The sequence below is a fragment of the Streptosporangium sp. G11 genome, from assembly GCF_051192615.1.
In the GTDB taxonomy this organism is placed as follows: Bacteria; Actinomycetota; Actinomycetes; order Streptosporangiales; family Streptosporangiaceae; genus Streptosporangium.
On the sequence record NZ_JBPJUQ010000072.1, the window covers coordinates 1 to 17955 of the forward strand.

The window sequence follows — 17955 nt, forward strand, 5'->3', positions numbered from 1 at the left end:
GCCTCGTCACGTACCTACCTCTTCCAGACTTCTGTCAGCTTATGTAGCTGACTGTCCGGAATCTGCTGGGCACCTCAACGTGTTGCATAACGCCAGGTCAGAGCCTATATCGACTCGCTGACCAGCAGGGCCACGCACTCCACGTGGTGGGTCATCGGGAAGGCGTCGAAGGCGCGCAGGTCGGCGAGGCGGTAGCCCCGCTCGGCGAACCAGGCCAGGTCTCGGGCGAGGGTGGCCGGGTCGCAGGAGACGTACACGATCCGGGACGCCTGCAGGGTGGTCACGCTGTCGACGACGTCGCGGCCCAGGCCCGCCCTGGGCGGGTCGACGACGACCAGGTCCGCGCGCTCGATGCCGAAGCGGTCGAGGGCGTTCTCCACCCGTCCCCTGGCGAAGCGGGCCTGGGGCAGGTCGCGGAGGTTGCGCTCGGCGTCGCGGACCGCCACGGACTCGGACTCGACGCCGAACACGGCCCCCTCGGGACCGACGGCCTCGGCCAGCCCGGCGGCGAACAGGCCGACGCCGCAGTAGAGATCGAGGGCCCACTCCCCCGGCTGCGGGGCGGCGAACTCCAGGACGGCCTCCAGCAGGGTGGCGGCGGCGCCGGGGTGTACCTGCCAGAAGCCGCTGCCGGTGACCTGGAAGTCTCGGTCGGCGACGCGCTCGACGAGATGGTTGCGGCCGTGGACCACGCGGCTGCGGCCCTTGCCCTCGTCGACGAAGACGGCCACGCTCGTGTCGATGTCGGGCACGGCCACCGTGCGCCGGGGCTTGGGGGCGACCACGACCGCCTGGTCACCGGTGCTGGAGGCGATGACCTCGACCGAGGAGGCGTGGCGCCAGTTCATGACCTCGGCGCCGACGTTCTCCACCTCGGGGTGGGCGATCAGGCAGGCGTCCACCGGCTCGATGTCGTGGGAGCGGTGGCGGCGCAGGCCCAGGCCGCCGTCGCGGTCGACGGCGAACTGGACGCGGGTCCGCCAGCCGAGACCGTCCGGGGCTCCGGGGACCTCCTCGACCGTGCCCTTCCAGTCGATCGAGGCCAGGCGCTTGAGCTGCTCGGCCACCACGTCGGCCTTCAGGCGGCGCTGGGCGTCGAGGGAGGCGTGCTGCCAGTCGCAGCCGCCGCAGCGGCCGGGGCCCGCGAACGGGCACGGCGGGGTCACCCGGTCGGCGGAGGGCTCCAGGATCTCGACCGCGTCGGCCCGCAGGAACCGGGAGGTCTCCTCGGTGATCTCGGCGATGACACGCTCGCCGGGCAGCGCGTGCCGCACGAAGACGACCCGGCCGTCATGGCGGGCGACACACCAGCCACCGTGCGCAACCGGTCCTACCGTCAGTTCGATCGCCATGGCTGTCGCCCCCAGAGAATTTCGTCGTCGGTTGAGCCTCCTCGCGTCAGGAGCGCATACGAAAGGTTATGCCTTGACGTCCTCGTTCCGTGCCGCCTCCTGGCGCGGACGGCGGACGGCGCCCGGCGCGAAGGGCTCGGGACGGCCCTTGAGCCGGTCGGAGGAGTGCAGCTGCCAGGGCACGCTGATGACCATCACGCCTGGCTGGAACAGCAGGCGGCCCTTCAGGCGCAGCGCGCTCTGGTTGTGCAGGATGTGCTCCCACCAGTGGCCGACGACATACTCGGGGATGTAGACGCTCACCACGTCGCGGGGGGAGCGGCGGCGCAGCGACTTGACGTACTCCAGGATCGGCCGGGTGATCTCACGGTAGGGGGAGTCGAGCATCTTCAGCGGCACCGGGATGCCGCGCCGCTCCCACTCCTCCTGCAACGCCCTGGCCTCCGGACCCTCCACGCCCACGGTGACCGCCTCCAGCGTGGAGGGACGGGTGGCGCGGGCGTAGGCAAGGGCACGCAGGGTCGGCTTGTGGATCTTGGACACCAGGACGATGACGTGGTTGCGCGCGGGCAGTATCGTCTCGTCCACCTGGGAGTCCTCGGCGACGGCGAGCTCGGCGGCCACGTTCTCGTAGTGGCGGTGGATGCCCTTCATCATCAGGAACAGCACCGGCATGGCCACGCAGACGATCCAGGCCCCGTGGGTGAACTTGGTGAGCAGCACCACCACCAGCACCACGGCGGTCATGATGCCGCCGAAGAAGTTGATGGTCCGCGAGCGGTACATCTGGTGCCGGACCTTCGGGTCGCTCTCGGTCCTCAGGTGCCGGGTCCAGTGCCTGACCATGCCGATCTGGCTCAGCGTGAACGACACGAAGACGCCCACGATGTAAAGGTTGAGCAGGCGGCTGACGTCGGCGTCGAAGCCCCACAGCAGCAGGCAGGCCGCGGCGGCGAGGATCACGATGCCGTTGGAGAAGGCGAGCCGGTCGCCCCGGGTGTGCAGCTGGCGGGGCAGGTAACGGTCCTGGGCCAGGATCGAGCCGAGCACCGGAAAACCGTTGAAGGCGGTGTTGGCGGCCAGGAAGAGGATCAGCGCGGTGACGGCGGCGATGAGGAAGAAGGGGAGCGAGTTGTTCCCGAAGACCGCGTCGGCCACCTGGGCGATGATCGGCTGCTGGTAGTAGCCGGGCCCGGCGGGCCTGCCGTCGATGAGAACGTCGCGGTAGGCGACGGCGGGGTCGGCGACCTTGACGCCCGAGGCCAGCCCGAGGGTGATGATGCCGACGAACATCGTCACCGAGACCACGCCCATCATCAGCAGGGTGTTCGCGGCGTTCTTGCTCTTGGGCTTGCGGAAGGCGGGCACGCCGTTGCTGATCGCCTCGACGCCGGTGAGCGCGGCACAACCGGAGGAGAACGCGCGCAGGATCAGGAAGGCCGCCGCGAAGGAGGTCAGGTTCGACTGCTCGGCGATGATCTCGTACCCGGCGGTGGGGGCGCGCAGCTCGTCGCCGAGGACGAGCACCCGGAAGCCGCCCCACGCGACCAGGCCGAGGACGGCGAACATGAAGGCGTAGGTGGGGATCGCGAAGGCCGCGCCCGACTCGCGGATGCCGCGCAGGTTCACCACGGTCAGCAGCACGACGATCACGATCGCGACCAGCGGCTTGTGCTGGGCGACGTACGGGATGGTGGCGCCCACGTAGTCGACGCCGTTGGCGACCGACACCGCGACGGTCAGCACATAGTCGACCATCAGGGCGCTGGCGACGGTCAGACCGGCGTTCGGGCCGAGGTTGACGGTGGCGACCTCGTAGTCGCCGCCCCCGCTGGGGTAGGCGTGCACGTTCTGCCGGTACGACGCCACGACGGTGAGCATCACCACGACGACGGCGAGGGCGACCCAGGGGCTGAAGTGGTAGAAGGAGATTCCCGCGAGCGAGAGGATGACCAGGATCTCCTGCGGGGCGTAGGCCACGGAGGAGAGGGCGTCACTCGCGAAAACGGGCAGCGCGATGCGCTTGGGAAGCAGCTGCTCGTGCAGCTGCGTGCTGCGCAGCGCCCGCCCGATGAAAAGGCGTTTGACAAGGTCCGTCACCTTCGACACGTCTGCAGATGCTAGTCGTTATTACTCGCCCCCACTCACGCGGCACTCCTGGGGCGGTCCATACTGGCTGAATACATTGGGAACAAGATCCGCCTCACAGCGACCGGCGGGGGAGCATGCATATCGTGATCATGGGGTGTGGCCGGGTTGGTTCGACCCTGGCGCACATCCTTGAGGACAGCGGCCATTCGGTCGCGATCATCGACCGTGACCCGCAGGCGTTCCGCCGCCTGCGGGCGGGGTTCAGGGGTCGCAGGGTGACCGGGATGGGCTTCGACCGGGACGTCCTGGAAGAGGCCGGCATCGAGGCCGCGGGCGCCTACGTGGCGGTGAGCAGCGGCGACAACTCGAACATCATCTCCGCCAGGGTCGCCCGCGAGACGTTCGGCGTGGACAACGTCGTGGCCAGGATCTACGACTCCCGGCGCGCCGAGGTCTACCAGCGGCTGGGCATCCCCACCGTGGCCACGGTCCGCTGGACGGCCGACCAGATCCTGCGCCGCGTCCTGCCCGAGGGGGCCGAGCCGCTCTGGCGCGACCCCAGCGGGCGCGTGGTGCTGGCGGAGGTGGCCTACCACCCCGGCTGGATCGGCACCCCGACGAGGGATCTGGAGGCGGCGGCGGGCACCCGCCTGGCGTTCATCAACCGGATCGGCGACACCCTGCTGCCCAGGAACGACTCGGTGGTGCAGGAGGGCGACGTGCTGCACGTCATGGCGGTCGAGGCCGACATGGAACGCATCAACAAGGTGCTGTCCGGGGCGCCGGAGGAGGAGCACTGATGCGCGTCACCATCGCCGGCGCGGGAGCGGTCGGCCGGTCGATCGCCGCCGAGCTCCTGGAGAACGGCCACGAGGTCCTGCTCGTCGACATCGACCCCAAGGCCATCAAGATCGATACGGTGCCGAGGGCGGAGTGGCTGCTCGCCGACGCCTGCGAGATCTCCTCGCTGGACGAGGCGGGCCTGGCCGACTGCCACGTGGTCGTCGCCGCCAGCGGCGACGACAAGGTCAACCTCGTGGTGTCGCTGCTCGCCAAGACGGAGTACGGCGTGCCGCGCGTGGTCGCCAGGATCAACCATCCCAAGAACGAGTGGCTGTTCAACGAGTCGTGGGGCGTCGACGTGGCCGTCTCGACCCCGCGCCTGCTGAGCGCTCTGGTCGAGGAGGCGGTCAGCGTCGGCGACCTGGTGCGGCTGATGACCTTCCGCCAGGGCCAGGCCAACCTGGTCGAGCTCACCCTGCCCGAGGACGCGCCGGTCGTCGGCCAGCGCGCCGGCTCGGTGCCGTGGCCCAACGACACCGCCCTGGTCGCGATCCTGCGCGAGGGGCGGGTGCTGGTCCCCACCGCCGACGACCCACTGGAGGCCGGCGACGAGCTGATGTTCGTGGCCAGCCAGGAGGTCGAGGAGGAGCTGGCCGAGCTCCTGTCCCCGCACCGCACGCCCCACTGAGCCGGGGGTCTTCCCCCACGCCACGCCGAGCCGGTCTTCCCGGCATGGCGCGCGCCGCACCAGCGCCGGTGCTTCCCGCGGGTGCGGGAAGCACCGGCGACGTGGTTTCCGGGCGGGAACCGAACGTGAGAGATCGCGGGAGGGCCGGGTGGGCCAGCTCCCGGCGGACCGGCTTCCGGAAAGCCTGCTCACGGGCGAACCGGTTCCCGGAAGGCCGACTCACGGGCGGACCGGCTCACGGAAAGCCGGCTCACAGACGAACCGGCTCCCAGGCGGACGGTGAACGGAAAAACCCCCCGCGAAGGCGCGGGGGGCAGTGGGCGGCGGGCCCCGGGACGGGCCCGCCGGTCAGGAGACCGCGGGCTGCACGGGGGTCCTGCCTCGGGCCAGGAGCCACACCATGGCGGCGAGGGCCGCGACCTGGAGCGGCCAGCCCATCGCGATCTTGAGGATGCCCAGCTCGGCGACCGCGTCGTTCCCACCGATCAGGAAGACGGGGAGCTGCGCCGCCACCCGGACCACGCACGGGATCATCAGCAGCCAGGTGAGCCTGGTGCACAGCTTCACCACGGCCGGATCCGCGCGCCAGGCGGTCGGGTCGCCGGTGACGGAGCCGATGAGGAAGCCCACCACCGGCCAGCGGGTGACGATCGACAGCAGCATCACCACGGAGTAGCCGGCGTTGTAGAGGATGCCCGGCAGGAAGACGTCCTTCGCCTCGCCGGTGCGGGAGGCGAAGAACGCGCCGATGCCGATGCCGATCAGGCTGTTGATCACGAACTGCGGCGTCGAGCGTTGCGCCAGCCGTACGACGAGCAGCAGCACCGCGGCCGAGATGCTGACGATCAGGGACATCTTCAGGTCAGAGGTGGTGATCCACATGCCGGTGAAGGCGATGGTGGGCACGGCGGCCTCGATGACGCCCCGCACCCCGCCGAAAGCCTTGGCAAGCTGGCCGCGGATCGCGGCCTCGACCGTGTCGTGCGCGGCGGTCTCGCCGGTGGTGGTCATCTTCTCCCTCACCGTCTCGTGATCGTCAATCACTCACGCACCGCCCGCGGGGCGCAGCTCGTATCTCGGATTGAACATGACTTTGCGGCCATCCTGCACGCTGACGAGCCCTTCCGCCAGCACCAGGCGCCCCGGCTCGATACCCGCGATCTTCCTGCGGCCTAGCCATATCAGGTCGATCACATCGGAACCATCGTAAAGCTCCGCCTCCAGCGCCGGAGCGCCCCCGCGAGGACGCAGCGTCACCGTCCGCAGGGTGCCGGTCACGCAGAAGCGGCGGCGCATGCCGCACGAGACGATGGGCGTGGCACCGTGACGGTCGAGGTCCTGCTGAAGCTCGTCGGCCTCCAACTCGGCCTGGCCGGCGGTCAGGCGGCGAAAGAATCCCCGCAAACCGCCCTGTTTATGCGGCTCCTGAGAACCCACGGACCTCTCCTTCACACACGAGTCGAACCAGCGTACGCGATCCGGCCCGTCAGCGAATCTCGGCGATCTCCGGCCCACGGTCGAACGGCTTGAGATCGGGCCCCTGCTGCTCGGCGGCCTGCTGCTCCGCGGCCTGCTTGGCCTCGGGCGGCAGCCGGAGCTCGATCGCCTCCTTGGGAGCCATCGGCTCGTCACCGCGTACCACGACTATGTCCCGGACGACACCCTCCAGCGTCGCGGCGACCCCGGCGTCCTCGGCGGCCTTGCCGCTGATCACCGCGCGCAGGAACCAGCGTGGACCGTCCACCCCGATGTAGCGGACCGGCTGCTCGCCGCCCTCCGCGGGGATCCTGGCGGCCAGCTCGACGCCGAACGCCCCCTCCCGCTCCTCGGCGGTGCCTCCGGCGCTCTTGACCCCCTCGGCCAGCTCGGCCCTGACCTCGTCCCAGATCCCGCTCCGCTTGGGCGCCGCGAAGGCGTGCACCTGCAGGGCGCTCCCGTCGAACAGGATCACGGCGCCGACGATCTGGTCACCGGCCAGGTTGAGCTGCACCTCGAAGCCGGGGTCGACCGGCAGGCGCATGCCTCCGAGGTCGACCCGCTCCCGCTCGGGGTGGGGTTCGTCCGCGTCCCACGGGCCGGACTCCCGCGCCGGGACCCTCTCGACCTCGTCCACCACGGCCTTGGCGGCCGGGGACTTCTCACGACGGCTACGTCCGAACACTTTCCTCACGCTCCTTGAAGATTCACTGGTCACTCATCCCCCACCCGGCGCGGCGGCCGGCGGCCCTCGGGTCCGAAGACGCGCTCCGGATCACCGTCGGCCACTTCGTCCACCTCACCGGGTCACTCCCTGTCAGCGGCCGGTGGATCCGAACCCGCCGGCGCCTCGCGCCGACCCCGGCAACCGGTCCACCTCGTGGAACGCCGCCTTCTCCACCTTCTGGATCACCAGCTGCGCGATGCGGTCTCCCCTGCGCAGCCGCACGGCGCTCTTGGTGTCGGTGTTGATCAACGTCACCTTGATCTCGCCCCGGTATCCCGCGTCGACGGTGCCGGGCGCGTTGACGAGCGTCACGCCGTACCTGGAGGCCAGGCCCGAGCGCGGGTGGACGAACGCGGCGTACCCGTCGGGCAGGGCGATCGCCAGCCCGGTGCCGACCACGGCCCGCTCTCCGGGGAGGAGCTCGACGTCCTCGGCGGCGTGGAGATCCGCGCCGGCGTCGCCCGGGTGGGCGTACGAGGGCGGCGGCAGGTCCGCGTCGAGCCGGTGGATCAGCACCTCGACGGTGTGGGTCACGGGTTCACCTCGTACTCGTGGTGCTCGTCGGCGATCGTCTGGATGTCACCGTGCTTGGCGAAGTGCTCCATGCCCACCTCGATGAAGAGCGCTGCGGCCCGCACGGCGACGGGACCGTCCGGGGAACCGATCCGGCCCTCAGCCTCAAGGTACGCCTTCCTGCCGGACATGCCGTTGCACCAGGCGCGCAGATGCAGGACGGTACCGACCGGAACCGGCGCCAGATAGTCGGTCTCCAGCCGGCCGGTGACGTAGGGGCGCTGGAAGAGCCACACGGACATGCCGATGACCTCGTCCATCGCCGCGGCGAGCACGCCGCCGTGCGCCAGGCCCGGCGCGCCCTGGTGGGTCTCGCCCACGGTGAAATCGGCGACCACCGTGACCCCGTCAGGGGTGGAGGCGGTCAGATGCAGGCCGTTCGGGTGTTCGTCGCCGCAACCGAAGCAGCGGCTGTAGTGGGGGCCGAGCGGGGTGCCGGGAGCCGGCGCGCCGGGAAGCGGTCTCGGGCGGGCCGCATCCGGCGGAGGGGTGGTCAGGGCGGAACGGGTCACGGGGCAGAACGTTACCCCCTGGGCTGCGGTGATTCCTCATTCACCGGCTTTCCCTCCGCACCGGCCGGTGCGGGCCCGCCGGGATCGAGGCCCGGATCGCCGGAACCGCCGGGATCGGCGCCGGGACCGCGGGAACCACCGGGACCACCAGAGCCACCGGGACCAGGGCCAGGACCGCGGGAACCACCGGGATCAGGGCCGGGACCACCGGGGCCGGGGCCACCGGGATCGGGGTGCGGCGGGGCCGGTGGCAGGGCCAGACGGGAATCACTCATGAGCTCCGGCAGCGCACGATAGATCACGGCGGCCACCGGCACCGCCACGGCGGCCCCGGCGATGCCCGCCAGGATGCCGCCCACCGCCAGCACCAGGATGATCGCCAACGGATGGAAGTGGAGCACCCTGCCGACGATCAGCGGCTGGAGCACGTGGTTCTCCAGCTGCTGCTCCACGAGCAGGATGCCGAGGAAGATCAGGGCGTAGATCGGGCCCTTGGCGCCGAGGGTGACCAGGGTGGCCACGGCACCGGCGAAGAAGATTCCGACGATGGGGATGAAGCTGGCCATGAAGATCAGCACCGCGAGCGGCGCCCAGAGCGGCACTCCCATCCCCGCGAGCACGATACCCATGATCACGCCGTGCACGGCGGCCACCGCGACCGTGCCCTGCACGTAGTGCGAGAGCGTCACCCACGCGGTCCGGCCGGCCCTGTCGACGCGGGGCGCGACCTCGCCGAAGCCCTGCAGGAACCACGACCAGATCCGCTCGCCGTCCTTGAGCAGGAAGAACGTCACGAACAGCAGCAGCACGATGGAGGCCAGCACCTCCAGCGCCACCGTGGCACCGGTGAGGACCGTCTGGGTGATCTGGTTGCGCTGGGTGGTGATCTGCTTGCCGATCTCGTCGACCCAGCTGGTGATCTGGGTCGGCTGCAGGTGCAGGGGCCCGGTGTAGAGCCAGTTCTCGACGGTCTTGGCCGTCGCGCGCATCTGGTCGACGAGGCCGGGGAACTCGTCGTTGGCACGCACCCCGATGATCCAGCCGGTGCCGCCGAGCACGGTGAGCGCGATGATCATCGTGAGCCAGGTGGCGTAGATGGGCCGCATGCCCATCGCGCGAAACCGCCGGGTGAGCGGGAACAGCAGCGCCGTCAGCAGGAGCGCGACGGCCACCGGCAGCACCACGATGCGCAACGTCGCGATGAACTGCGCGAAGTAGAAGACGGCCCAGCCGATGATGATCAGGCAGAGGCTCCACATCGCGATGCGTAGCAGCGTGCGCGGCACCAGGCTGGTCAGGCGTTCCCGGTCGGAGATCACATAATCCAGACTGTCACGCCGGGAAGGGAAATGCGCGAGGGTTTTGCAGCGCTCCCCACGGATGAATCCGGAGGATTCCAGCCGGCCCGGACCTGCGACTATGCGCGGGCCTACGCTGCTGTCGCCTGGCGGTCGGCCTTCCGGCCCCCGGTCGCCCAGGGTTTTCCTCGCCCCAGCCCGCAGGCCCGGTCCGGGCTCTACGGACTCCGCCCTCCCGGCGGTAAAGATAGTGCGATGGCAGCCCGGGAAAGCTTGGTCATCGCTCGCCCGTTCGACCACTGAAACCTGACCCGCACAGGAGGTGCCGCGTCCCGGGCTCCGGTCCCGCACGCTCGCGCCCGAGACGGGCTTACCCCATGGCTGAAGCCAGGGGTCCGCGCCCGGCATCTCCGATCGCCCGGACACGAGAAGCGGCGGCCGGCCGTGCGACGCCCGTCGGGAACGCGCCCACCGGCGGAGGCGGCCGCCCGGCCGGGGTGAGCGCCCGCCCGGTCAGGGGCAGGCGCTCACCCGGCTGGGATCAGCGCTCGTCCGGCGGGCGGGAGATCACCCTGTCTTCGAGGTAGCAGCTGCAGTTGCCACATCCTGGCGGCATGCCTGTCCTCCTCTCACCTGTCCTGCCTCGACCGTACGACAGGAGCCCCCGACGGGGAGGACAGATTCGCGTGCGCCCGGAGTCAGGTGAGGGCGACCTCCACCAGCAGGTCTCCCTCGCCCTCGTGGAGCACGAACTCGTCGATGACGCCCGCGCCGCACAGGTCGTCCTGGGCCCTGCGCACGAGGTCGGCCCGCGCGCCGGTGACGGTCAGCCGGGAGACCTCCGCGCGCATGGAGAGGCGGGCGTCGGACTTGGCCTTGCGGACCCGGCCGAGGACGGCGGCCACCACGGGCAGCAGCTCGGGATCGCCTCCGCGCTCGCGCGCCTGGGGCCAGGCGGCCCGGTGCACCGAGCCCTCACGCCACCAGGACCAGACCTCCTCGGTGACGAAGGGCAGGAACGGGGCGAACAACCGGAGCATGACGTCGAGCGCCTCGCGCAGCGCCGCGTGCGCCGAACGCGCCGCCGCCGTGCCCTCGCCGTCGCCGTTCCCGTCCGCGGTGTTCGCGTCGTCGTAGGCCCTGGCCTTGACCAGCTCCAGGTAGTCGTCGCAGAACTCCCAGAAGAACCGCTCGGTCCGCTCCAGGGCGCGGGTGTAGTCGTAGCCCTCGAACGCCTCGGTGGCCTCGTGGACCACCTCCGACAGCCGGGCCAGCATCGACAGGTCGATCGGCTCGGTGACCTCCCCGCCCCCCTCGCCCAGGCCCAGGACGAACCTGGAGGCGTTCAGGATCTTGATGGCCAGGCGGCGGCCGACCTTGATCTGGCCGGTGTCGAACGCCGTGTCGGTGCCGGGACGGCCGTTGGCCGCCCAGTAACGGACCGCGTCGGAGCCGTACTGCTCCAGCAGGCCGAGCGGGGTGACCACGTTGCCCTGGGACTTGGACATCTTCTTGCGGTCGGGGTCGAGGATCCACCCGGAGATCGCGACGTCGCTCCAGGGCAGCGTGCCCCCCTCCAGGTGGGCGCGGACCACGGTGGAGAACAGCCAGGTCCGGATGATCTCGTGGGCCTGCGGGCGCAGGTTCATCGGGAAGACCCGCTCGAACAGGTCCCGGTCGCGCTCCCAGCCCCCGGCGATCTGCGGCGTCAGCGAGGAGGTGGCCCAGGTGTCCATGACGTCCGGATCTCCGATGAAGCCGCCCGCCTTGCCGCGCTGGTCCTCGGTGTAGCCGGGCGGGGCGTCGGCGGACGGGTCGATCGGCAGCGCGGACTCCGGCGGCGCGATCGGCGCGGAGCGGTCGGGCTCGCCCTCGTCGTCCAGCGGGTACCACACCGGGATGGGCACGCCGAAGAACCTCTGCCGGGAGATCAGCCAGTCGCCCGCCAGGCCCTGCACCCAGCTGTCGTAGCGGACCCGCATGTGCGGCGGGTGCCAGGACAGCTCCGCGCCGCGCGTCAGGAGCGCGTCGCGCAGGGCGAGGTCGCGCCCGCCGTTGCGGATGTACCACTGGCGGGTGGTGACGATCTCCAGCGGCCGGTCGCCCTTCTCGTAGAACTTCACCGCGCGCCTCACGGCCCGCGGCTCGCCCTCCATGTCACCCGACGCGCGCAGCAGCTCCGCGATCCGCTCGCGGGCGCCGTGCACGGTCCTGCCCGCCAGCTCGGCGTACGGCTCCCGCGGCACGCCCTCGGGCGCGTCCGGCAGCAGCCTGCCGTCCCAGCCGATGACGGCGCGGGTGGGCAGGTCGAGCTCGCGCCACCAGACGACGTCGGTGACGTCGCCGAAGGTGCAGATCATCGCGATGCCCGAGCCCTTGTCCGGCTCGGCCAGGTGGTGGGCCAGCACCGGCACCTCGACGCCGAACAGCGGCGTCCTGACCGTGGTGCCGAACAGAGGCCGGTAACGCTCGTCGTCCGGGTGGGCGACCAGCGCGACGCAGGCGGGCAGCAGCTCGGGACGGGTCGTCTCGATCCAGACCCGGTCACCGAACCCCCTGGCCCGCTGCTCCTCGGACAGGCTGAAGCCCAGCCGGTGGAAGGCGCCGGGCCACTCGCGGTCCTCCAGCTCGGCCTGGGCGACGGCGGTGCGGAAGGTGACGTCCCACAGCGTGGGCGCCTGCGCCACGTACGCCTCCCCCCTGGCCAGGTTGCGCAGGAAGGCCCGCTGGGAGGCCGCCCGCGCGGCGTCGCCGATGGTGGCGTACGTCAGCGACCAGTCGACCGACAGGCCCAGGCGGCGCCAGAGCTCCTCGAACACCCGCTCGTCCTCGACGGTGAGCCGCTCGCACAGCTCGATGAAGTTTCCGCGCGAGATCGGGATCTGCCGCTTGGGGTCGGGCTTGGCCGGGGGCTCGAACGAGGGGTCGTAGGCGATCGAGGGGTCGCAGCGCACGCCGAAGTGGTTCTGCACCCGGCGCTCGGTGGGCAGGCCGTTGTCGTCCCAGCCCATGGGGTAGAAGACCTCGCGTCCGCGCATGCGCTGGAAGCGGGCGATGGTGTCGGTGTGGGTGTAGGAGAAGACGTGGCCCACGTGGAGGGAACCGGAGACGGTCGGCGGCGGGGTGTCGATCGAGTAGATCTCCTCGCGCGTGCGTGACCTGTCGAAACGGTAGGTTCCCTCGGTCTCCCAACGGCCCGACCATACGGCTTCCAGGCCATCGAGAGTCGGTTTCTCGGGCATGGGCGCAGGGCGCGGTCGCTGTTGTGTCATGCCTCCCTATGGTATGGCTTCACGCGATGGGACGCTCGGGGAGACTAGTGTTCTTGGGGCGAACCGCAAACGGGAGGACCACATGGCCGACAAGACCGAGAAGCAGGACATGGCGTGGAAGGCCATCGGCGGCCTCCTGGGCCTCGCCACCGCCTGGGGGGCGAAGAAGGTCATCGGGTTCGCCTGGGAGAAGGCCACCGGCAAGAAGCCGCCCGTCGACAACGAGTCCCTGGAGATCAGCCTCGGTGAGGCGATCGGCTACGCCGTGGTGATGGGGGTCGGCATGCAGGTGACGCAGATCGTGGTCGCCCGCACCGCCAGGAAGCGCTACAACGCGTGGAAGGCCGTGAAGGACGCGGCCAGAGACGTCACCACCTGACGGCGAGGCCGTGCCCCGCCGCCGGACGCGCGGCGGGCTCGGCGGCTCAGGCCGGTGAGGCGGGGGTCCGCGGAGGTGTCGCGCGAGCGGCACGGGCCTGACCTTCGGAAGTCACGCCGAAGGGCGCACGAGCAGGACAGTCGAGACGTCAGTCAGTCGGCGGGTCAGACCCGCCGCAGCGTCACCATGAAAATCATCACTGTCAGTCGTACTCCCTGCTCACCATCATGGTCCCGCCGCGCCGCTCACCCCACGCCAGCGCGGTGAGGTCGACGGTCTCCGCCAGCCCGCCCTCGGCGGCGACCCTCGCCCGGATCTCGGCCGCCGTGCGCGCGGACTCCATCATGCGCAACCCGTCCGTGAACGCCTCGCCGGTCCACGGCTCGCCGCGCTCGACCCGCCGTGTCCCCGCGACCATCTCGGTCAGCTCGTCCTCGCCGATCCGCTGCCCGACGCCGAGAAGGCCGTGCAACCGCCCGCCGGTGACCATCCCGGCGACGTACGACCGCGAGCGCCCGCCCGGATGCCGTGGCGCGCCCCCGGCCCTGAGCCGTGCCGCCTCCTGCGCGACCTGCCACGCCCAGGTCGGCTCGATCTCCATGTACTGCCGCATGTCCCACCGGTTGCCCGCGGCGGTCACGGCCAGTCCAAGATCGGGATACGTCCACGACGCCGACCACCAGCCGAATGGGTACGCCCCGTTGTGTCCCACCGCGAACTCTCGCGTGCCCACGTTGCGGAGCTGGACACCGGCACCGATGTGCATCCCGATGGGGCGGCCCAGAAACGTGTACTCCACCCGGGGCGTCGTCAGCCACCGCAGGGTCTCGGCGCGCAGGAGCCCGCCCTCCCCTCCCAGGAGGTTCGCCATCAGGCGGTTCTGGTCCCCGGCCGTCGTCACGACCCCCGTGCTGGACGCGCACCGCGAGCCGATGACCGGAGTCGGCACCGCCTGGTCGCCGAATCCCATGTACCCCGTCATGCTCTCGCCACGGCCCCAGCCGGGACCACCGGGCCACGACGTGGTGCCGAGCACGGCCCGGACGGCGATCTCCCCGGCGACGAACCGCGCGAACGGCATGCCGGTCAGGTGTTCGATCACGGCGGCGACGAGCGCCATGCCGAGACTGGAGTACGCGAACGCCGCGCCGGTCCGCGCGACCCACCGCTGCCGCACCTGCCCGTACTCCGGGCCGTGCAGCTCCCGGACGAGCGTCATCACCTCGTCCTGTGAGACGCCCATGACGGCGTCGTAGGTGTCCAGGGCCAGCCCGGAACGGTGGGTCAGCAGGTGCGTGACGGTCAACGGCTCGCCCCCGAGGGGGTTCGCCACCTTGATGTACTCCGACAGCGGCGCGTCGACGTCGAGTTCCCCGCGCTCCACCAGCAGTGCGACCGCGAGCGCGATGTAGATCTTGCTCAGGCTCCCGCCGGGAAACGTGAAGCCGGCGGTCATCCCCTCCTGCCGCGCGAGGTCGGCCCACCCGCACGCCACCTCGGCCGTCTCGGAGCCGTCCGACACCGCGATCACCCCGCCGGGCGTACCGGTCGCTCTCCGCGCGTCCTCCGCGTAATCGCGTAGCTCGGCTCCGATCTCCGCGACATCCATGCGCGCCACCCTTCCGGTGAACCTCGCCGGGATCCCCGGCCGGCTCTGGATCGACGGTAATCCGCTGCCCGTGTCCGGACCATGTGAATCATCGTCGCCTCCCGGACCCCCGCGCGTCACGCCCGTACGGTGGTCCCGGCCGCGCGGGCGGTGCGAGAGGCGACGCCGGGCCGGAGCCCGCCGGGACCGCCCCTGACGGGTGGCACGGGGGTGTTCTGGGCATCCGTCGCCGTGCCGGGCCGGCACGGCGAAGGGGGAGGGCTCGATCGAGCCCTCCCCCTCGGTGATGTCACTCTCCCTGCCCTCTCGGTGAGGTCGCTCCCCGGCGAGGGGTCAGGAGGACTGAGGAGACTCGGTGGACTCGGTGGACTCAGCGGACTCCGGAGAGCCCGGGGAACCCTGGGACCCCGAGGACTCCAGCGAGGTGAGGAACTCCTTCGCCCAGCGGTCCACGTCGTAGGTGGACACCCTCCGGCGCAGCGACCGCATCCGGCGCGACAGGTCGTGCGGGGTGGCCCGCATCGCGGTCAGCATCGCCCGTTTGAGGCCGTCGACGTCGTAGGGGTTGACCATGAACGCCTGGCGCAGCTCGTCGGCCGCCCCGGCGAACTCGCTGAGCACCAGCGCGCCGCGCAGGTCGTTGCGGCAGGCGATGTACTCCTTGGCGACCAGGTTCATCCCGTCGCGCAGCGGCGTCACCACCATCACGTCCGCCGCGAGATAGAGCGCGGCGAGCTCGTCCCTGCCGTACGACTGGTGCATGTACTGCACGGGCTGCTGGCCGAGTTCCCCCTGCTCGCCGTTGATCCGGCCGACCTGGAGCTCGATCGAGTCGCGCAGCCGCATGTACTCCTCGACGCGTTCCCTGCTCGGCGTGGCGATCTGTACGAACGCCGCCTCGCCGGGCTTGATCGCCCCCTCGGAGAGCAGCTCGCCGAACGCCTTCAGGCGCTGGCCGATGCCCTTGGTGTAGTCGAGCCTGTCGACGCCGAGCAGCATGCACTCGGGGTCGCCGAGCTCCGCGCGGATCTCCCTGGCCCTGGAGATGATGTGCGGCTCCCTGACCAGGGAGTCGAGCTCGCCGAAGTCGACGGAGATGGGGAACGCCCCGGCGCGCACCACCCGGTCCCCCACGTAGATCTCGTGCTTGTGGTGCTGGAGGCCGAGCAGCCGGCGGCAGAGCCGGATGAAGTTGGACGCGCCACCCGGGCGCTGGAACCCCACCATGTCCGCACCGAGGAGGCCCTCGACGATCTCGCGCCGCCACGGCAGCTGGGAGAACAGCTCGACCGGCGGGAAGGGGATGTGCAGGAAGAAACCGATGCGCAGGTCGGGGCGGAGCTTGCGCAGCATGGCCGGGACCAGCTGGAGCTGGTAGTCCTGGATCCACACGACGGCGTTCTCCGCGGCCTCCTCGGCGGCGGCCTCCGCGAAGCGCTCGTTGACGGTGCGGTAGGCCTCCCAGGTGACCCGGGAGTAGGCGGGGGCGGCGACCACGTCGTGGTAGAGCGGCCAGAGGGTGGCGTTGGAGAAGCCCTCGTAGTAGAGCTCGACCTCGGATTCGGACAGCGGGACGGGGACGAGCTGCATGCCGTCGTGTTCGAAGGGTTCGAGGCTCTCGTCGGGGGCGCCGTGCCAGCCGACCCAGGACCCCTCTCTTCGCTGCAGGACGGGGGCGATCGCGGTGACGAGGCCGCCGGGGCTACGCCGCCACATGTCCTCCCCGACTCGGTCGACGGGGAGACGGTTGGCGACGATCACAAATGCGCTGCGGCCCAGCACAGATTCCTCCAGGTAGTCGGGGGCTTACTGAATTAACTACCCGTTTGAGAAGTTTCTATGACTTTCCAGGTGGGAGGGCCCGATGGACCCTCAGATCGGCCCGTACGACCTCACCGAGCTTCTTCGTGGCGGCGCGGTTGAGGAACCCTCCGGCCACGGCGCCCGTGAGGAACGGGCCGAAGGTGGTGAGGTGGCGTCCGAGGGTGCGCATCAGCCTGTTGCGCAGGGCGGTCTTGGCCGCGGTGCCCAGGGCCACGGTCATCGTCCCGGGGGCCATGGGGTCGACACCGCGCTGCTTGGACCAGGCCATCGCGAAGGCCATGGCCCGCTGGGAGCCGGTGCCCGGCACCTGGATCCCGTACACCTCGTGGAGTTCGGCGATGAGCTTGACCTCGATCGCGGCCACGACGAGGGTCTCGGCCACGAGCTGGGCGGGGGCGGAGAGCAGGAGGGGAGGGGCGGCGAACTCGGCGGCGGCGACGGCCCCGCCGATGGCCCCGACCGTCATGGTCCCCTTGGTCGCGGTGCGTACCAGGTCGTCGGCCAGCGCCTCGGAGGTGAGACCGTGGTGATGCTCGGAGAGGGTCCGCAGGTCGCGGATGGGGATGCGGGGCGCCACGGCCATGAAAACGTCGGTCAGCCAGCGACCCCGGCTCTCTCCCGACGCCTTGGCCCTCTGCGCCCCTCGTGCCAGTGATTTCGTGAGACGGCCGAGCAGCCTCCGCCGCTCGGCCCCGTCCATGTCGCCCGGCTCGGCGAGCCTGCCGACGATCTCGGCCACTTCCCGATCGGACTCGCCGCCCGCGGCCACCGTGTGATCAGGCGCGTCGTCCGCGGCCACCGTGTGACCGGGCCCACCGTTCGTGGCCACCTCCCGATCGGACCCGCGCTCCACGGCCACCTCGCGGTCAGGGCCACCGTCCGCGGCCACCTTGTGATCAGGCGCGCCGTCCGACTCCTCGGCCGTGGAGTCGTCCGGCGCGGCACCGGTCTGCCTGTTCTCTGACGTCATGTCTCGGAACCTCCTCAAGGCTGTCCTGAGGCCCTACCCATACCTGGAAGAGCACACCTCGGACAGGCCATCGGAATCATCTCAAGCCGCGCATTCCCGGCAGATCTGCTGGCCGTTCTTTTCAACGGCAAGTTGACTGCGGTGGTGCACAAGGAAGCAGCGCGCACAGGTGAACTCGTCGGCCTGACGAGGGATCACCCGGAGCGAGAGCTCCTCATTTGACAGGTCCGCGCCCGGCAGTTCGAGCGACTCGGCGAGATCCGTCTCGTCGATGTCGATGCTGCCCGAGGACTTGTCGGTACGGCGGGCCTGCAGTTCCTGAAGACTGTCCTCGCTGAGGTCGTCGTCGGTCTTGCGTGGGCTGTCGTAATCGGTAGCCATCGGTCTGCTCCATCCCCCTC

The 17955-nt window shown here is 70.6% G+C and carries 16 protein-coding genes; 3 read left to right on the forward strand and 13 right to left on the reverse strand.

The genetic code is table 11. The features are described 5' to 3' along the window. Positions 1–104: 104 nt before the first annotated feature. A complete protein-coding gene (locus ACSDR0_RS39910) occupies positions 105–1352 on the reverse strand; it encodes a class I SAM-dependent RNA methyltransferase (protein WP_435294155.1) in 1248 nt (415 codons plus the stop codon). A 66-nt stretch (positions 1353–1418) separates the two neighbouring features. Then, positions 1419–3461 (reverse strand): APC family permease, encoded by a 2043-nt coding sequence (locus ACSDR0_RS39915; protein WP_435294156.1) that lies wholly within the window; start codon positions 3459–3461, stop codon positions 1419–1421. A 116-nt stretch (positions 3462–3577) separates the two neighbouring features. Here ACSDR0_RS39915 and ACSDR0_RS39920 point away from each other — a divergent pair, with 116 nt between their 5' ends. Together ACSDR0_RS39920 and ACSDR0_RS39925 are read left to right on the forward strand one after the other, a co-directional pair. Further along, positions 3578–4243: a potassium channel family protein gene (locus ACSDR0_RS39920; RefSeq protein ID WP_435294157.1), complete on the forward strand. Its 666-nt coding sequence runs from the start codon at positions 3578–3580 to the stop codon at positions 4241–4243. Next, positions 4243–4914, forward strand: coding sequence for a potassium channel family protein (locus tag ACSDR0_RS39925; protein WP_435294158.1), 672 nt, complete (start codon positions 4243–4245; stop codon positions 4912–4914). The genes ACSDR0_RS39920 and ACSDR0_RS39925 overlap by 1 nt, the downstream gene beginning before the upstream one ends. A 348-nt stretch (positions 4915–5262) precedes the next feature. Here the strand turns inward: ACSDR0_RS39925 and ACSDR0_RS39930 are convergent, their stop codons facing one another. The 7 genes from ACSDR0_RS39930 to valS form a co-directional block, all read right to left on the reverse strand. Beyond that, positions 5263–5925 carry a DUF3159 domain-containing protein gene (locus ACSDR0_RS39930; RefSeq protein ID WP_435294182.1) on the reverse strand — a complete coding sequence of 221 codons (663 nt, stop codon included), beginning with the start codon at positions 5923–5925 and terminating at the stop codon, positions 5263–5265. Positions 5926–5958: 33 nt separating this feature from the next. After that, positions 5959–6351, reverse strand: a complete 393-nt coding sequence (locus tag ACSDR0_RS39935; RefSeq protein WP_386197991.1) for an OB-fold nucleic acid binding domain-containing protein — start codon at positions 6349–6351, stop codon at positions 5959–5961. A gap of 49 nt (positions 6352–6400) precedes the next feature. After that, positions 6401–7075, reverse strand: coding sequence for a DUF3710 domain-containing protein (locus ACSDR0_RS39940; RefSeq protein WP_435294159.1), 675 nt, complete (start codon positions 7073–7075; stop codon positions 6401–6403). 132 nt (positions 7076–7207) lie between these two features. Continuing rightward, positions 7208–7651 carry a dUTP diphosphatase gene (gene dut, locus ACSDR0_RS39945; protein ID WP_435294160.1) on the reverse strand — a complete coding sequence of 148 codons (444 nt, stop codon included), beginning with the start codon at positions 7649–7651 and terminating at the stop codon, positions 7208–7210. Continuing rightward, positions 7648–8202: a PaaI family thioesterase gene (locus tag ACSDR0_RS39950; protein ID WP_435294161.1), complete on the reverse strand. Its 555-nt coding sequence runs from the start codon at positions 8200–8202 to the stop codon at positions 7648–7650. The genes dut and ACSDR0_RS39950 overlap by 4 nt, the downstream gene beginning before the upstream one ends. 11 nt (positions 8203–8213) lie before the next feature. Next, the gene (locus tag ACSDR0_RS39955) at positions 8214–9521 is read right to left on the reverse strand and encodes an AI-2E family transporter (RefSeq protein WP_435294162.1); all 1308 of its coding nucleotides are present in this window, start codon (positions 9519–9521) and stop codon (positions 8214–8216) included. A 677-nt stretch (positions 9522–10198) separates the two neighbouring features. Next, entirely contained in the window at positions 10199–12742 is a 2544-nt protein-coding gene (gene valS, locus ACSDR0_RS39960; protein WP_435294163.1) for a valine--tRNA ligase, read from the reverse strand. A gap of 112 nt (positions 12743–12854) precedes the next feature. Between valS and ACSDR0_RS39965 the strand changes: the two genes are divergently transcribed. Then, on the forward strand, positions 12855–13151 hold the full coding sequence (locus ACSDR0_RS39965; protein WP_435294164.1) for a DUF4235 domain-containing protein: 297 nt from the start codon (positions 12855–12857) through the stop codon (positions 13149–13151). 202 nt (positions 13152–13353) lie between these two features. Here ACSDR0_RS39965 and ACSDR0_RS39970 read toward each other — a convergent pair whose 3' ends face one another. The 4 genes from ACSDR0_RS39970 to ACSDR0_RS39985 form a co-directional block, all read right to left on the reverse strand. Continuing rightward, entirely contained in the window at positions 13354–14760 is a 1407-nt protein-coding gene (locus ACSDR0_RS39970) for a serine hydrolase domain-containing protein (protein ID WP_435294165.1), read from the reverse strand. A gap of 333 nt (positions 14761–15093) precedes the next feature. Beyond that, positions 15094–16542, reverse strand: a complete 1449-nt coding sequence (locus ACSDR0_RS39975; RefSeq protein ID WP_435294166.1) for an alpha,alpha-trehalose-phosphate synthase (UDP-forming) — start codon at positions 16540–16542, stop codon at positions 15094–15096. Positions 16543–16597: 55 nt separating this feature from the next. Beyond that, positions 16598–17554: a hypothetical protein gene (locus tag ACSDR0_RS39980; RefSeq protein WP_435294167.1), complete on the reverse strand. Its 957-nt coding sequence runs from the start codon at positions 17552–17554 to the stop codon at positions 16598–16600. Positions 17555–17635: 81 nt separating this feature from the next. Continuing rightward, on the reverse strand, positions 17636–17935 hold the full coding sequence (locus ACSDR0_RS39985; RefSeq protein ID WP_030914836.1) for a DUF4193 domain-containing protein: 300 nt from the start codon (positions 17933–17935) through the stop codon (positions 17636–17638). Between the last annotated feature and the right edge of the window lie 20 nt (positions 17936–17955).

What these genes read in the sequence shown, in the direction of transcription:
- ACSDR0_RS39970 (WP_435294165.1), bottom strand. Translation starts at nt 14,760, where the DNA reads ATGGATGTCGCGGAGATCGGAGCCGAGCTACGCGATTACGCGGAGGAC.
- ACSDR0_RS39965 (WP_435294164.1), top strand. Translation starts at nt 12,855, where the DNA reads ATGGCCGACAAGACCGAGAAGCAGGACATGGCGTGGAAGGCCATCGGC.
- ACSDR0_RS39930 (WP_435294182.1), bottom strand. Translation starts at nt 5,925, where the DNA reads ATGACCACCACCGGCGAGACCGCCGCGCACGACACGGTCGAGGCCGCG.
- ACSDR0_RS39980 (WP_435294167.1), bottom strand. Translation starts at nt 17,554, where the DNA reads ATGACGTCAGAGAACAGGCAGACCGGTGCCGCGCCGGACGACTCCACG.
- ACSDR0_RS39985 (WP_030914836.1), bottom strand. Translation starts at nt 17,935, where the DNA reads ATGGCTACCGATTACGACAGCCCACGCAAGACCGACGACGACCTCAGC.
- ACSDR0_RS39910 (WP_435294155.1), bottom strand. Translation starts at nt 1,352, where the DNA reads ATGGCGATCGAACTGACGGTAGGACCGGTTGCGCACGGTGGCTGGTGT.
- ACSDR0_RS39920 (WP_435294157.1), top strand. Translation starts at nt 3,578, where the DNA reads ATGCATATCGTGATCATGGGGTGTGGCCGGGTTGGTTCGACCCTGGCG.
- ACSDR0_RS39925 (WP_435294158.1), top strand. Translation starts at nt 4,243, where the DNA reads ATGCGCGTCACCATCGCCGGCGCGGGAGCGGTCGGCCGGTCGATCGCC.
- valS (WP_435294163.1), bottom strand. Translation starts at nt 12,742, where the DNA reads ATGCCCGAGAAACCGACTCTCGATGGCCTGGAAGCCGTATGGTCGGGC.